Origin of the sequence: Streptomyces sp. NPDC053513 (genome assembly GCF_044544765.1) — a bacterium.
In the GTDB taxonomy this organism is placed as follows: Bacteria; Actinomycetota; Actinomycetes; order Streptomycetales; family Streptomycetaceae; genus Streptomyces; species Streptomyces litmocidini.
Genome location: NZ_JBITXP010000006.1, coordinates 228,481 through 244,166, shown reverse-complemented (window position 1 = coordinate 244,166; position 15,686 = coordinate 228,481). Strand labels below are relative to the sequence as shown.

Here is a 15,686-nt window from a genome sequence, read left to right as displayed (position 1 = left end):
AGCGCAGCGGCGGCGCAGCCAGTCGGCGCGGCCTCAGCAGGGACTGCCGACGACGCTGGTGGCGGGACAAGGGCGCTCCTGGAGATGGGTGGTGCGGACGATCAGGCACGCTCGGCCGGCCCTCAGGCGTTGCTCCGGCGGCACGACGGTCGCGGTACGTCGTGGAATGTCGCGGGGTTCGGCGTGGTGGCCGAACTCTTCGGGTGGGGTGTCGCGGACCGCGCCTCTAGGGCCAGGAGGGCGACAGCGGGCCCGTGGTGGGCAGGTAGGAGGGCTTCGGCGGTATCCCCATCGCCGGGGCGTCCGACTGCATGCCGACCAGGCTGCTGCCCATGGCGGCCGCCAGGATCGCGCCGACCACGGAGACCGGCCAGCCGAAGCGTCGGAACAGACGGCTGCGCAGACCCGACTGGTCGACGAACACCGGTGCCGGATCGGGATCCTCGAACGCCGGATCAGGATCCTCGACATGCGATTCGCGCATACCGGGGAAATCGGGCACACCGGGGAAATGCGATCCGGACACGCCGGGCTGCGCCGGGTATGCCGGCCCGTGCCCGAAGGATGTGGTGACGTGACGCATCTCTTGTGGCCTTTTTGTGCAGGGTATGGAGACCGTTGAAGCGTAGAGCGGACCGTAGCGCATGGCCTGAATCGATTGGTGTGCCATATGCGCTTTTGGCGTGATCCGATCAGGTGTCGTAACCGGATCGGTATGTCAGCAAGCGATTTCGCCCTCCGGACGGGCACGCGCCCGCCCTGGCCGGCCGGGTCGTGAACACGAGACGGGAGGGCTTGAAACCTTCGCTAGGATGACCGCTCGATTCATCCGATCAGCGATCGGTCCTCATGCAACGGGCGTGTCCGAGTACCGCCTCTACGCCCCCAAGGAGCCCGTGTGAGCCAGCCTCGCCGCACCCCTCGTCGCCGCGCGTGGACCGTGCTCACGCTGCCCGCCCTCCTGTGCGTGCTCGCCGCGTGTTCCGCCGGCCCCGCCTCCGGCGGGGGCGCCGACGCCGCCCCGCCCGCGCAGGACGCCTCGCCGACCCCGACCGGCCCGCCGGGGACCCTGTTCGACGACTTCCACTACAGCGGCGCCGACGACCCCGATCTCGCCGCCCACGGCTGGGAGATCCGTACCGGCGGGGGCGGCCCGGGAATCAAGGACACCTGGTCCGCCGACGGCGTCGGCTTCCCCTCCGACACGACCGCCCAGGGGGGCAGGGCCCTGCAGCTGCGGTCCTCCACCGACGGCACCGCGCAGGGCACCCGGCAGGTCGAGGTGCAGACCACCGGCAAGAACTTCTTCACGGGGACCTTCGCCGCCCGCGTCCACCTCAGCGACAAGCCCACGAGCGGCCGCAACGGCGACCACGTCGTCCAGACCTTCTTCCCGATCTCCCCCTCGGACTCCTCGGACAAGTACAGCGAGCTCGACTTCGAGTACCTGCCGAACGGCGGCTGGGGTTCGGTGGGCCCGCGGCTCGACAACGTCAGCTGGTACAAGGCCGATCCGCCGGACCGCGTCAGCCACACGCTCAACCGGCGGCTCGAGGGCTGGCACACCATGGTGATCACCGCCATGGACGGGAAGGTCACCTACTCCCTGGACGGCGAGGAGCTGTTCACCAGCTCCGGCAAGTACGTCCCGCGCGAGAAGATGGACATCCACTTCAGCAACTGGTTCGTCGACCTCCCCTTCACCGGTGGCACACGCACCTGGGACGTGAAGGTCAACTGGGTCTACCACAAGGCCGACGAGGCCCTGTCCCCGGCGGACGTCCAGAAGACGGTGGACGGCTTCTACAGCGCCGGCACCCATCACGTCAACACCGTGCCGCAGTCCTGAACCGTTCGGAAACAGAACCTTCACCGTCCTCTTGTCAGCGGGTTCGCCCCTCCATACCTTTGTCCAGCGAGTTCCCGGCTCGGCGGGCCCACCGGCCCGCCGGGCCGTTTCCTGCACTTCGGCGCACGACAAGACATGGAGGCGTCACATGCCCATAGCCATGCCGGAACTTCTGGAGATCGACGGAATCCGCGACGCGGGTCCGCTGGAGATCGACGACGAGGCGATCGCGTTCGAGGACGACGACCGCGCCGACCGCGAACACATGGCGTGTCTCGCCGACCCCTGGGTGACCGCCACCACCCGGTTCGCCTGTGACCTGAACGCGTAGCGGTGGCCGCCTCCATCGCCGGCCGCAGCGGTTGGTCGGACGACACCTGGTCGTATCTGAACGATCCGCGGATGCCGGCGATGGAGCACGGCTGGAAACTGCACGTCTCGGCGCGCCCCGGCGAACTCGACGCCGTGATCCGGCTCGTCCTCCCGGTGCTGTCCCGGCACGTCTGCCACGCGAAGTTCGCCCGTGACCCGGAGACGCTGCGCCGCCTCAACTCCGGGTCGGTGAGCGCCGGGGCCGTCGGCAAGGCGATCACCGTCTACCCCGTGGCCGGCGCCGTGGTCGAGGTCGCCCGGGAGCTCGTCGCCGTCCTGCGCGACCGGGAGGGGCCACGGATCGTCAGCGACCGGCAGGTCGACCCGAGGGCCCCGGTCTACTACCGCTACGGCCCCTTCACGGGCGACTACCGGACCGGCCGGAGCGGGCGGCTCGAATCCATCATGACCGGCCCGGACGGCCGGATCTTCGACGGCCTGGCCGTGGGCCGCTACCGGTGCCCGCCCTGGGCCGAGGACCCCTTCGCGGCCGGCTCCGGACCCGGTGACGAACCGTCCGCGCCCGGCTTCGGCGGCGGCCGCTACACGCTCACCGCCGGCATCGCGCGCGCCGCACGGGGCAACGTCTACCGCGCGGTCGACCGCACCCTCGGACGGCCGGTGGTGGTCAAACAGGCGAGGGCCTTCGTGGGCGAGGACGAATCCGGTACGGACGCCCGCCACCGGCTGCGCAACGAGCACACGGTCCTCACCGCGCTCGACGGCGTCACGGGCGTGCCCCGCTCCCTGGACTACTTCGCCCACCGGTCGGACGAGTACCTGGTGATGAGCGACTGCGGCGACCGGAACCTGCGCAAGGAGGTCCTGCGCGGCGGCCCCTACCGGGACGACGGCACCCGGCCGGCGCGCTCCCTGTCCGTCCTCGCCTCCCGCCTCCTGCGCATCCTGGACGCGGTGCACGGCCGGAACGTGGTCGTCCGCGACCTCAAGCCCGACAACGTCGTGCTCGACGACTCGGGCCCCGGCCACTGCCACCTGGTCGACTTCGGGATCAGCGAGCGGGACGGCACCGGTCCGGGAGGGGCGACCCCCGGATACGGCGAACCGGTGCTGCGCGCGACCGGACCGGCCGCCCCCGCCGACGACCACTACGCCCTCGGCGCGACCCTCTTCTTCGCCGCCACCGGCATGGACCCGGTGATCGTCGACGCCGACCACGAGGTCAACCGGGACAGGACCCTGGCCTGCCTGGACTGGGCACTGCCCGGCCGCGCCCACCGGGAGATCCGGTCGACGATCACCGGCCTCCTGAGCTTCGACCCGGCCGTACGGACCGCCGCCGCCGACCGCCTGCGCACCGGCACGGCCGGAACCGCACGCCGGCCCGCCCGTCCCCGGATCGACGGCGACCTGCTGGACGAGATCATCGAGCACACGACCGCGTACTGCGTCGAGGAGGCGCACGCGATCGTGGACCCGGAGCGGGCCGCCCGGCTGAACGTCCCCACCTCGATCGACGTCTACGGCGGCAGCGCGGGCCTCGGACTGGAACTCCTCCACCACGCGGACCGGTCCCCCGTGCGCTCCGCCGTCGACGCGTTGGCGCGGTGGACGGCGGAGCAGTCCAGGAACCTGCCGCCCGGCTTCTACACGGGACGCACCGGCGTCGAGCTCTTCCTCGCCGAGGCGGGCCCGGAAGCGGGACCGGGGACGGACGCGCCGCCCGCGCACCCCCTCCTGCCGGGGCGCGCACCGGACGGCGGACCGCCGGAGGCCGACCTGATCGCGGGAGCCGCCGGGATCGGCCTCGGCCGGCTGCTGCTCGCCCGGCACGCCCTCCGGTCCGGTCACCGCGCCGCCGCGGACCGGCACCTCGCCGTCGCCGCCGACTGCGACCGGCTGCTGGCGTCGGGCACCGCCCGGCTGTCCCCGGCCGGTTCGGACACGGCCGGCGGCGCCGCGCTGCGCGAGGGCATGGCGCACGGCGAGGCGGGCGTCGCCTGTTTCCTGCTCGCGTACGGCGGCGCGACCGGGGACCCGGACGCGATCGGCCGCTCCGAGAAGGCCGTCGCGCGCCTGGCCGCCGTGACGCCGGACATCGTCGCGGCCGCCGCCGAGCCGGGGGCGGCACGGAGCTACGGCTCGTGGTGCCGGGGCCTGGCCGGCATCGGGACCGTGCTCGTCCGGGCCGCCGCACGCCTCGACGAGCCCCGGTACCTCGACCTCGCCGGGCGGGCCGCGCGCGCCTGCGCCGCCCTGGCACCGCGGATGCCGCTGGTCACGCAGTGCTGCGGACTGGCCGGAGTGGGCGAGCTGATGGTGGACCTCGCCGAGGCCTCCGCGTCCGAGGAGTTCCGGGACGCGGCCGAGACGGTCGCCCTGCTCGTCCTGAGCCGCAGCGGCGGCACCTGGTCCCGGCCCGTGTTCCCGGATCCCGGCCTCGCCCGGCCGAGCGCCACCTGGGCCGGCGGCTCCGCGGGCGTGCTGGCCTTCTTCCGCCGACTGCGCGACGGGGGCGGCCCGCGCCTCGGCCTCGTCTCCTGACCGCCGCCGACCGCCGTCACGGGCCGCGCCGTCACGGCATCCGGATGGTCCGCCCGCCCCGGCCGCGGCGCCCGGCCCCGGCGGGTGCTCCGGGCCGGGGGCGGGCGCCGCTGTCGTACCGTCAGGAGACGGTGATGAACCGGGCGGTGCTCGGCACCCCCCGGGCGTCCAGGGCGAACAGCATGTAGGTGCCGGGCAGGACCACGCCCGTGTCGGCCGGGACGGACACCGTGTACGTGCCGGTCCCCGTGGCCGTGGACGCCAGCGGGACCCGACGCTGGTCGTTGTCCGTGGAGTGGGTCGCGGCCGCGGCCCGCATCAGGACGAAGGAGGCCACCTGCCCCTCGGTGGAGACGGTGAGCGAGGCGCCGGGGGCGGCCCGGGGCGGTACGCCGCCGGTGATGACGGGACGCTGCTTGGGCGAGCCGTCCGCGTTGAGCAGGTACGGCGGGGTGAACACGGCCCCGTCGGAGTGGTTGGTGGCGCAGTCGCCGCACAGGCCGCCGCCGCCGGAGAAGACCCGGCCGTCGGGCAGCAGGTTCGCCACGCTGTGGTAGTTGCGCGGGATGGCCATGCTGGCGAGCGGGGTGAAGCGTCCGGTCGCCGGGTCCCACAGCTCGGGGGTCAGCACGGACGTGGCGTCGCTGAACGGCACGGGGTACGACTGCCCGCCGAACACGGCGACCTTGCCGTCGGGCAGGACGACGCTGTTGCCGAAGGAACGGGCGTGGCCCATGTCGCCCGTGCGCGCGGCCGTGGCCCGGTCGCCGTCGACGCTCACGGTGTACGCGCGCCGGGTGGCGGGCACGTTCTCGTACGCGGGCGAGCCGCCCAGGGTGAGCAGCTTGCCGACGTCGTACGCGACGGCGTTGCCGGTCATGGCGTCCTGGCTGTCGGCCCGGGTGCCGGCGGAGGTGATGCTCCCGTTCCCGCCGGTCGTGATCCAGTTCATCTGCTTGCTCGGGCCCAGCTGGAGCACCTTGCCGCCCGAGGTGGCGTACAGCCACATGTGGTTGTCCGCGCGGTAGGGGCCGCGGGGGTCGGCCGTCATCGCCGGGACGGCGGGGACGCCGGGGAGCCTGCGCCAGGTGCCGGTGTCCGGAGACCAGACCTCGCCGGACTTGTCTCCCGCGGCGCCGCTCCAGGATCCGCCGAGGACGAAGGCCTCGCCGGTGGAGATCAGGGTCATGGCCTGGTAGCCGCGGGCGATGTTCATGTCGGTGGTCGTCGACCAGGTGTCGGTCGCCGGATCGTAGATGCTCGCCTTCTGCGCGTTGCTGCCGCCGGTGACCAGGACCCGGCCGTCGGCGAGCATCGCTATGCCCGGACAGAACATGTCGTGACCGGTGTTGTCGACGCGGCGCTGGGTGACCTTGCCCGTCTTCAGGTCCAGGATCGCGGTCTGGGTGTAGCCGTTGCTGCCGCCGAAGCGGTCGAGCGCGTACGCCGACCAGGCCAGGAGCTTGTCGCCCGGCAGGACGGCGCTGGCCACCGGCACCAGGGGGAAGCCGGTGATCCGGCTCCAGGAGCCGTGGACGGCCGGGGCGGCCGGTCCGCTCAGGCGTATCTCGGCGGCGGAGGCCCAGGGGCCGCGGCCACCGGCCTCGCGGGTCACGGTCAGGCGTATGTAGCGGGCGGTGCCGGGGCGGAGGAAGGTGGCGGTCTTGACGGTGTCGTCGTCGCGCCAGGTGCCCGTGGAGACCGGTGCGCCGAAGGTGGTGCCGTCGGTGCTGGTGGTGATGGTGTACGTGCCCACGCGCCCGTTGACGCCGTCCTTGCGGGGCTGGTAGACCAGCGCCGAGACGGCCGCCGTGCGGTGCATGTCGATGGTGATGCTGTGCGGCAGCGGGGCGGTGGTCCCCGAGTACCTGCTGTGCCAGAGGGTGGCGGCGTCACCGTCCAGGACGTTGGCCGCGCGGCCGTCCTCCCGCACGGTCTCCTCGTCGCTCGCCGTCGCCGTCCACCCGGTCCGGGGCAGGTCGACGGTGGCCGCCGGGGTCCCGGGGTCACCGAGGATGTCGAGCTCCGCGGCGGAGGTCCACGGGCCGCGCCTGCCGGCCTCGGTGACGGCGGTGAGCCGGACGAACCGCGCGCCCTGCGGGGCGAATCCGAGGGTCTTGGTGCCGGCGTCGTCCGCGAGGGTGCCGGTGGCGACCGGGCTGCCCCAGTTCCGGCCGTCGGTGCTCACGCTGATGCTGTACTCACCGATGCGCCCGTTGACCCCGACGGTGCGGGGCCGGTAGACGAGCGCCGAGACCACCGTGGTGCGGTGCATGTCGACGGTGATGCTGTGCGGCAGCGGGGCGGTGGTCCCCGAGTACCTGCTGTGCCAGAGGGTGGCGGCGTCACCGTCCAGGACGTTGGCCGCGCGGCCGTCCTCCCGCACGGTCTCCTCGTCGCTCGCCGTCGCCGTCCACCCGGTCCGGTCGAGCACGGGGGCCGTCGGCTCCATGGCGTTCGCCGGAGCCACGCCGTGGTGCGGCGACTGCTGCGCCGTCTGCTGGTCGACGCCCCCGGGCGGGGGCGTGGGGCCGCGGCCGCCCGGCACCGTGCTCGCCGTTCCCAGCCAGGGGGTGAGTCCGACGAGCAGCGAGCCGAGGGCGAAGGCGATGAGCAGGGCGGAACGTCGGAACGCTCCGGAAAGGGCGCGTATGCGTCTGGGCTGCAATCGGACCTCCAGGGCGAGCCGTGAACCGCGACGGGCCCCTAGAAGATAGGTCAGAACGCATCAACTCGACCCCCGAACACTGGAGTTCGTGGAGAGCGGGGCCGACGGCGCGCCGGTTTCCGGTGGGCGTGGGGGAGGCCGCTCGCGGTCGGGCTAGGGCCTGTCTGACAATTGGCGTCGGATCAGGCCGGGTCGTCCGGTGCGTGCGATCGGCGTGCGGCCGGGGCGTCCTCGAATGGGGTCTCCCCTGCTCGAGCGAAGCCGAGAGCTCGGGGAAGGAGCTACTTGGGCGTTTCGGCCGTGCGGCGAGCGTGCGTGCCGGGCGGGCCGGACCCGACGGGAATTGTCAGACAGGCCCTAGGACGCCGCGGCGGGCACGCGTCGGCCGTTGCGCGCTCGCGAGACGAGCACGGCGACCACGATCAGCAGGGCCAGGCCGACCGAGATCCAGTAGCTCGTACCGTAGAGGCTCTTCTCGGCGACCTCGGCCCCCGTTCCGGGAACGGAGACGACCGAGGCGCTCAGCACCCCGGTGATCAGTGCCGATCCGAAGGCGATGCCGATCGCCATGGCGGTGCCGGCCACGCCCGCGGCCATCCCGGCCTTCTCCTCGGGCACCGCCATCTGGGCGATGCCGAAACCGGCCGCGTATCCCATGCTGCACCCGAGGCCGATCACACCGGCGCCCACGAGATAGTGCCACGGGCGGTCGTGGGCCGGCGCGAGCCAGGCGAGTCCCAGGGCGCTGAGGAGCGCCCCCGTCACGAGCACGGAAGCACCGCGCCCCTTGGCGACCGGACGTTCGACCACCTTGCCGCCCACCACGAACATCACCGCGAAGGGCACCATGAGCCGGCCCGTCTGCAGCGCGGTGCGCCCGAGACCGTACGCGTCCTCGGGCGGGAGGGAGGAGGGGACGACCTGGCTGTACGTGCTGAGCAGCAGCAGGAAGGCCGCGTTCACGGCACCGAACACCGCCATCGACAGACACGCCACGGTGACGAGGGGCGACTTCAGCAGCACCACGTCGAACACCGCGGCCGAGGACTTCCGCTCGACACGCGCCCACAGGACTCCACCGACGACACCGGCGATCAACGGGATGACGGCCGCGCCGCCCCACACCAGGCCCTGCGTCAGGGTCAGCAGCACCGCCCCGACCCAGGTGATCAGCCACACCGTGCCGAGCAGGCCGATGCGACCGCCGGACTCGGCCGGCGGGGAATGGGGGATGACCGCGAACGAGGCGATCGTGGTCGCCACGCACGCCGCGGCGAGGATGCAGAAGAACGTGCGCAGCGACAGGGTCTCGACGATGAGCCCACCGCCGATCATGCCCACGACAATCCCGATTCCCGACGCGACGACCAGGACGCGGACCGCCGTGATGATCCCCTCCTCCCCCAGGTTCCGCCGCAGGAAGCCCAGGGGCAGCAGTTGGGCCGCGCTGCCGAAGCCCATGAGCGCGGACCCCGTGAGCAGGGCCGGGTACGAGTCGCCCACGGCGGGGACGAGCGCTCCGACGGCGAGACAACCGGAGGCGGACACGGACGCGTTGCGATCGCCGGACACGTCGGCGAGTCGCGGGAGCAGGATGTAGCCCGCGCCTCCCCCCAGCGTGAGCAGAGTGAAGATCCACATGACGGCGGACACGGTGGTGAGTCCGTACTGCGCCTGGACGACCGGCAGGAGCGGGGGCAGGATGAACATGATCGCGTTGGTCAGGACGACGAGCAGGGCGCCGACCGCGATGAGCGCCCCTCTCCGCGGCGCGCTGCGCGGTCTCGACTCCCCTGCCAGGCCGATCGGTTCGTTGGTCTCGGTCATGTCAGTCTCCGAAGTGGTTGTGTGCGGGACCACGCATGCATCGGTACGGCCTGCCGCCGGAATCGGCGGGCCGTACGCATCCGGCAGCCGCCCGGTCGGGACCAGGTCCCGTCGATGCCCGGACGGCCTCTGCCGGTGCGGCGGTGGACCTTCGGGCCCACCGCCGTGAACTGCTCCGAGCCGCTGTGACCGGCTACCTGTCGTGATGCGTTTCGGACCGTCGGCGCCGGCCGACGCCGGCCCCGACGGTCACGGTGCCGTCGTCGCGGCGTCGGCCGGCACGACGGCCGTCCCTCGCGCCCGGGTGGCCACGATGGGCTCCGCCAGTACCTCGGCCCGGCCGCTGTCGTCGACGGACCTGCAGATGATCCGCAGCTCGAAGTCGACGGTCCGGCTGCGCCTCCCCTTCGACGCCAGGCGCGCCTCGGCCTCGACCACGTCGCCGCCGCGGACCGGGGCGAGGAACTCGACCGACGCGTACCCGGCGAACAGGCTCTCGTGGCCGTCGATGGTGATCGCCAGGTGCGTTCCGGCGTCTCCGAAGAGCTTCAGCCCGAAGGCCCCGTCGACGAGGTTCCCCGCGTAGTGCGCCTCGGAGTGGGCGACGTAGCGCTGGTGCACGACCTTCATGCGATCTCCTTGTCGATGCGGCCGAGGCGGCGGGCGACGGTCTCGCCGTCGAGCTCGATGCCCGGGTAGCCGCGCTTGGCGAGCTCGGTACACATCCGGCGGTACTTGCCGACACCGCCCACGTAACCGAGGAAGGTCGTCGGCTTGCCGGCCACGTTCGAACCCCGGTACCAGGAGTCGGCGGTCGCGTAGAGCGTCTGGTTCACCGTGTCCTCGGTGATCTTCACCCAGTCCTCCTGGGCTTCGGCCGTCGGCTCGATGACGTCGGCCCCCGCGGCCTTGGCGTGCCCGATCAGATCGGTGATCCAGTCGACGGCCTGCTCGATCGTGACCACGACGTTGCTCGCGAGCGCGGGGCTCTGCGGTCCGGCGATCATGAAGAAGTTGGGGAACCCGGTGGTCATGACGCCCAGGTACGTCCGGACTCCGTCGCTCCACGCGTCCTGCAGCCTGCCGGCCTCCGGGGTGGAGACGTTCAGCGCGAACAGCGGGCCGGTGAAGGCGTCGAACCCGATCGCCAGCACGATGGCGTCGACCTCGTAGGAGCCGCCCTTCGTGACGATGCTGTCGCCCGTCATGGTGTCGATCGGCTCGTCGCGCAGGGAGACCACCGAGACGTCGGGCCGGTTGAAGGTCTCGTAGTAGTCGGTGCCGAAGCAGCTGCGCTTGGCGCCGAGCGGGTGGAAGCGGGGTTCGAGGACGGCGGCGGTCTTCGGGTCGCGGACGATCTGGCGGATCTTCTCGCGCACGAACTCCGCCGCGGTCTCGTTGGCCCTCGCATCGGTCAGCAGATCGGAGAACTCGCCGCCGACGCCGTTGAACCCGCTGCGCACATAGGCCCGTTCGTAGCGCTCGCGCCGTTCCTCGTCGGAGACGTCGAACGCCGCGGCGTCCGGGATGCGGTCCGGGATGCCACCGAGCGAGTGGCGGCACTCCTCGCGGATCGCCGTGTAGTTGCTCTTGATCTCGTCGACGTAGTCCGCCGACAGAGGGGCGTTCCGGGCGGGGAACACGTAGTTGGGGGTGCGCTGGAACACGGTGAGGTGCTCGGCGACCTCGGCGATGAGCGGAATGCACTGCACCGCGGACGATCCGGTGCCGATCACGGCGACGCGCTTGCCCGCCAGGTCGCTCAGCGGGATGTTCCACCGGCTCGTCGAGACCGTGGTGCCGGTGAAGTTCTCCAGGCCCGGCACGTCGAAGTCCTTGGGCGTCGAGAGACCGCCCGAGGCCGCGAGCAGGTGGCGGCCCCGCCGGGTCTCGCCGGAGTCGAGGGTCACCTCCCAGAGCCGCTCGTCCGGGAGCCAGGTCGCGGAGGTCACCTTGGTGTTGAAGCTGAAGTGCCTGCGCAGGTCGAAGCGGTCCGCGACGTGGTTGATGTAGCTCAGGATCTCGGCCTGCGGGGCGAAGCGCTCGCTCCACGTCCACTCCTGCAGGAGTTCCTGGCTGAACGAGTAGGAGTAGTAGATGCTCTCGACGTCGCACCGGGCACCCGGATACGTGTTCCAGAACCAGGTGCCGCCGACATCGGGCGCGAGCTCGAATCCCGCGAACGTCCAGCCCTTCTCGGCGGCCTTGTAGGCCGCGTAGAGGCCTGAGAACCCCGCGCCGACACAGAGGAGGTCGACGACGGGTGCGGTGGGTGGAGCGGTCTCAGTCATGCGTGTGCCTTCGGATAGTCGAAATGCGGATGACATCTGGCCGTCAGGGCTTCGCCTCGGCGGGGGCCGTTCGCCCCTCGGCGCATCAGAGCGCAGGTATTAGTCAAACGACTTAGTCGTATGACCAACGGAATCTAGCCATGGGTCCGGGTGCCGTCAACAGCCGAACGCGCGCCGGTTCGCGCCGGCTGCGCACACTCAGGAGCCGGCGACGCCCCGCAGATGGCGCGCCACCTGCGAGATCGCCTCGTCCGTCCTGGCGAACACGCCCACCTCGGTGAAGAAGCCGTGGAAGACACCGGCACAGCGGGTCACGGTGACCTCGACGCCGTCGCGCCGCAGCCTCTCGGCGTACGCCTCGGCGTCGTCGCGGAGCGGGTCGACCTCGGCGGTGAGGACCAGCGCGGGCGGGAGGTCCCGCAACGATGCGGCGTGCATCGGGGCGGCGTAGTGATCGACCGCTCCCCCGTGGTCCGGACCGAGGTACTGCTCCCAGAACCAGCGGGCGTCCGCGCTGGTCAGCAGGGGCGCGTCGGCGAACTCCGTCCAGGACGGGGTGGCGAACGAGTCGTCGACGGCGGGGTAGACGAGCACCTGGGACACGGGGCGGGCGAGCCCGAGATCACGGAGCTTGAGGCACAGGGCGGCGGCGAGGTTGCCGCCGGCGGAATCTCCCCCGACGGCGATCACGTGCGGATCGACGCCGAGCCCGGAAGCCTCTCGGCGCAGCCAGGCGAACGCGTCGAGACAGTCGTCGAGCGCGGCCGGATAGGGGTTCTCCGGCGCGAGTCGGTACTCCAGGGAGAACACCGCCCACCCGGACCGGGCGGCGATCGCTCGGCAGACCTCGTCCACTCCGTCGAGGGTGCCGAGGACGAAACCGCCACCGTGCAGGTAGACCAGCGCCGGGCGCGGTCCGGCCGACGGCGGCGTGCCGTCCGGGTGGTAGAGGCGTGCGCGGAGCTCGCCGGAGCGGGCCGGCAGGGTCAGGCGTTCGACCCGGTCGAGAGGGGTGATCGGCTGCTCCGACGGCGGGGTCGCCAGGAGCTTCCGGGCCGTCTCCGCACCCAGTTCCCGTACGGGCTTCTCGAGGATTCCGGCGATGACGCGTGCCGCGTACCGCGCATCGGCGTCCAGCCGGTCCCAGTACGGAGGATTCACTTCATTCACTGCGGGGCCTCCCCGAAGTCATTGACAGGTGGCGAGCTGTACCCCACCATCCTAGTCACCTGATCTAGTCAATTGACCATGATGATCACGGTCCATCCGAGATCCGAAGCAGCCGATTCGCGGCGTGCGTGATCTCCCGAAGTCGAAAGGACTGGAGGATGACCGAAACCACGACGGCCCCTGCGGTGTCCGGCGCAGCGACGGCCACAGAGGTCGACGTAAGGATCGAGGACGACGCGACTCCCCTCGTCCGGCTGATCGGCCGCACCCTGAGGGACTCCGCCCGCGCGGGCCACGCGCTCCAGGCGCTGCGGAAGCCGGCCGCCACGGTGGCGATCCGGTCCCACGAGACGCCGCAGGCGGCGACGATCACCTTCGCCGGAGGCGTCGTCGAGGTCTCGAACGGAGTCCTCGACGAACCCGATGCCACGATCACCGTCGACCTGAACGCCCGGTTCGCGCCCGCCGACGCCCCGTCGGGCGACGCCGAGCTCGCCGCGGACGCGCTGCTCGCGCTGTCGCCGCCGGTGCCGGACTGGCAGACGGCCGCCGAGCACTTCTGGACCGCCGCACGCTCCGTGCCGGGGATTCCGGACGTGCTCATCGCGGTCACCGAAGGCCCCGACGGCCTGGAGCAGGTCGTGCTCGGCGAGGGCACGACCCATTACCTCGTCGCCGGAGCCCCCGAGACGCTCGCCGGCGTGTTCTCCGGAGCCGACGACCTCCTCGCCGTTCTCTCCACGGGTGTGCTCGGCATCCAGGGCACCCTCTCCCAGCTGTCGGTCATGGTCGGCGCTTCCTGGAAGGTTCGTTACGATGTCTGAACTCACCCGATCCACCAGGGGAGTTGACTCTCCCGACGCCACGACCCGGGCCGTTCGGATCGAGGCGACGAACCACGACGGCTCGTTCCTCGGCAAGACCCTGGCGCCGAAGAAGTTCGCCTCGGGCACGGACTCGGGGTTCGCCTTCGCCGACCTCCTGTTCGGCCTCGACCTGGGCAACGCCCCGGCCTTCGGCTTCGCCTATCCCGACTGGCGCGGGCATCTGGACGACGTCTACTTCCGTCCCGACATGTCGACCCTGGTCGAGTGGGAGCCGGGCCTGGACGCCGTGATCGGCGACTACTGGCTGAAGGACGGCACACCGGTCCCCATCTGTCCGCGCAACCTGACGAAGAAGATGGTCGACCGGCTCGCCTCGCTCGGCTTCACCGCGACCGTCGCCGTCGAGATCGAGGCGACCGTCTTCGAGGAGGCCGTCCACGAGGCGCGCGCCCGCGGATACCGCGACCTGACCCCGCTCGGCGGAAGCGCGGGCACGGCCTATCACCTGGCGAAGTCCAAGGACTGGACCGGCTACATGAACGCCGTCGCCGACCGGCTCTCCGCGGTCGGCATCGAGTGGGAGGCCTGGAGCGACGAGGACGCCGCCGGCCAGATCGAGATCAACCTGGCGCCCGGCGACCCGATCACGGTCTGCGACGCCTGGGCGCGGACCCGCCAGATCATGCGCGAGGTCGCGTTCGACCTCGGCCACACGGTCACCTTCATGGCCAAGCCCACCGCGGGCTACGGGCAGGCCTCGCACATCAACCTGTCCCTCCAGCGCGACGGCGTCAACGCGTTCTACGCGGAGGAGGGGCCGTCGGAGGTGATGCGCCATGCCGTCGGCGGTCTGCTCGCGACGATCGAGGGCAACACCTCGCTCGTGCTCCCGCAGATCACCTCGTACCGGCGCCTGGTGGACCTCAGCGGCCCGCCGGTCACCGCCACCTGGGGCATCAGCAACAAGACCACCGCGGTCCGTGCGGTGTGCGGACACCCCTCGTACTCCCGCCTGGAGTACCGGGTCCCCGGCGCCGACGCGAACCTCTACCTCGCGCTCGCCGGCGTGCTGGCCGGTGTGGTCGCGGGCCTGGAGCGCAAGATCGAACCGCCGGAGCCGGTCAGCGAGATGGCGTGGTGCATGCCGCCCGGGGAGATCACCCGGCTGCCGGACACCATCACGAAGGCCGCCGCCGCGCTCGAGGCGGACCCGGTCCTCCGCGACCTCCTCGGTGCCGAGTTCGTGGACTACTGGGTCGGAACGCGCCGGTGGGAGTGGATGCAGTTCCACACCGCGGGCGGGGACCCGTTCTCCGAACTCTCCGAGTGGGAGTCCGCCCGATACTTCGAACTGCCGTGAGCACCACGGACGACGCGCCGACCGCGGTGCGGCCGCTGATCGGCGTCACCGGCCGACGGATCCGGCTGGACCTCATCAAGGGTGCGGACCGCCGGTACGGCGACCGCTGCGCCGACAGCTACATGTCCGACTACGCGATCCGGATCGCGCGGGCCGGCGGCCTCCCCGTACACCTCGCGTACGAGACGGATCCGGAGGCGGTCTGCCACTGGCTGGCCGGCGTCGTCGTCACCGGCGGGCAGGACCTGCATCCGGCGTGCTGGGGAGGGGATCCCTCTGTGGTCCGCGACGTCGACCCGCGTACGGACCCGATGGTCCACGACGTCGAGCGGGACGGGTACGAGCTCGCGCTCGTGCGTGCCGCGCTCGACCGGGGGATTCCGGTGCTCGCCGTGTGCCGGGGCATGCAGGTCCTCAACGTCGCGCTCGGCGGCACGCTCGTCGCCGACCTTCCGCCCGGCGAGGTGCGGCACCTGTCGCAGGAGGCCGCGCTCACCGACGGCACGGACGATCACGTCGTGACCTTCGGGGCCGGCTCGATCGTGGCGGGACTGTTCGGAGAGCGGGCCGTCACCAACTCGTGGCACCACCAGGCCGTCGATCGCTGCGGCGCGGGGCTTGTCGTCACGGGCCGGACGGCCGACGGCGTGGTCGAGGCGGTGGAGCTTCCGGACGCACCGGTTCTGGGAGTCCAGTGGCACCCGGAATGGATGGAGAGCGACGACCCGACGATGACGTGGATCGTCGAGGAATCCGCCAAACGCCTGCGGTGACGAGGCCGACCCGAGCGCGTCGGCACGTCACCGGCGGGCAGACG

General features: G+C 71.8%; 12 protein-coding genes. 6 read left to right on the top strand and 6 right to left on the bottom strand.

Annotation, left to right across the window (positions count from 1 at the left end; genetic code table 11):
- Positions 1–226: 226 nt before the first annotated feature.
- On the bottom strand, positions 227–583 hold the full coding sequence (locus ACIGW4_RS13280) for a hypothetical protein (RefSeq protein WP_359590422.1): 357 nt from the start codon (positions 581–583) through the stop codon (positions 227–229).
- A gap of 315 nt (positions 584–898) precedes the next feature.
- On the opposite strand from ACIGW4_RS13280, the gene ACIGW4_RS13275 reads away from it, so the two are divergent.
- From ACIGW4_RS13275 to lanL, 3 genes are all read left to right on the top strand, one after another.
- Positions 899–1,849 (top strand): glycoside hydrolase family 16 protein, encoded by a 951-nt coding sequence (locus ACIGW4_RS13275; RefSeq protein ID WP_398709315.1) that lies wholly within the window; start codon positions 899–901, stop codon positions 1,847–1,849.
- A gap of 148 nt (positions 1,850–1,997) precedes the next feature.
- On the top strand, positions 1,998–2,180 hold the full coding sequence (locus tag ACIGW4_RS13270) for an SflA family class IV lanthipeptide (protein WP_123456390.1): 183 nt from the start codon (positions 1,998–2,000) through the stop codon (positions 2,178–2,180).
- 2 nt (positions 2,181–2,182) lie between these two features.
- Entirely contained in the window at positions 2,183–4,726 is a 2,544-nt protein-coding gene (lanL, locus tag ACIGW4_RS13265) for a class IV lanthionine synthetase LanL (RefSeq protein WP_399580242.1), read from the top strand.
- A 121-nt stretch (positions 4,727–4,847) separates the two neighbouring features.
- On the opposite strand, the gene ACIGW4_RS13260 is transcribed toward lanL, so the two are convergent.
- From ACIGW4_RS13260 to ACIGW4_RS13240, 5 genes are all read right to left on the bottom strand, one after another.
- Positions 4,848–7,394: a discoidin domain-containing protein gene (locus ACIGW4_RS13260; RefSeq protein WP_260174558.1), complete on the bottom strand. Its 2,547-nt coding sequence runs from the start codon at positions 7,392–7,394 to the stop codon at positions 4,848–4,850.
- 357 nt (positions 7,395–7,751) lie between these two features.
- A complete protein-coding gene (locus tag ACIGW4_RS13255; protein ID WP_399580240.1) occupies positions 7,752–9,221 on the bottom strand; it encodes an MFS transporter in 1,470 nt (489 codons plus the stop codon).
- A 249-nt stretch (positions 9,222–9,470) separates the two neighbouring features.
- Positions 9,471–9,851: a hotdog domain-containing protein gene (locus ACIGW4_RS13250; protein ID WP_367827074.1), complete on the bottom strand. Its 381-nt coding sequence runs from the start codon at positions 9,849–9,851 to the stop codon at positions 9,471–9,473.
- The gene (locus ACIGW4_RS13245) at positions 9,848–11,512 is read right to left on the bottom strand and encodes a flavin-containing monooxygenase (protein WP_399580238.1); all 1,665 of its coding nucleotides are present in this window, start codon (positions 11,510–11,512) and stop codon (positions 9,848–9,850) included. Before ACIGW4_RS13245 ends, ACIGW4_RS13250 begins: the two co-directional genes overlap by 4 nt.
- Positions 11,513–11,710: 198 nt before the next feature.
- A complete protein-coding gene (locus ACIGW4_RS13240; RefSeq protein ID WP_399580236.1) occupies positions 11,711–12,682 on the bottom strand; it encodes an alpha/beta hydrolase in 972 nt (323 codons plus the stop codon).
- A gap of 158 nt (positions 12,683–12,840) precedes the next feature.
- Between ACIGW4_RS13240 and ACIGW4_RS13235 the strand changes: the two genes are divergently transcribed.
- From ACIGW4_RS13235 to ACIGW4_RS13225, 3 genes are read left to right on the top strand one after another with little or no spacing between them, the layout of a single operon-like run.
- Positions 12,841–13,506 (top strand): hypothetical protein, encoded by a 666-nt coding sequence (locus ACIGW4_RS13235; RefSeq protein ID WP_359590432.1) that lies wholly within the window; start codon positions 12,841–12,843, stop codon positions 13,504–13,506.
- Positions 13,499–14,869, top strand: a complete 1,371-nt coding sequence (locus ACIGW4_RS13230) for a glutamine synthetase family protein (protein WP_399580233.1) — start codon at positions 13,499–13,501, stop codon at positions 14,867–14,869. Before ACIGW4_RS13235 ends, ACIGW4_RS13230 begins: the two co-directional genes overlap by 8 nt.
- Positions 14,866–15,642 carry a gamma-glutamyl-gamma-aminobutyrate hydrolase family protein gene (locus tag ACIGW4_RS13225; protein ID WP_399580230.1) on the top strand — a complete coding sequence of 259 codons (777 nt, stop codon included), beginning with the start codon at positions 14,866–14,868 and terminating at the stop codon, positions 15,640–15,642. The genes ACIGW4_RS13230 and ACIGW4_RS13225 overlap by 4 nt, the downstream gene beginning before the upstream one ends.
- The last annotated feature ends 44 nt before the right edge of the window (positions 15,643–15,686 follow it).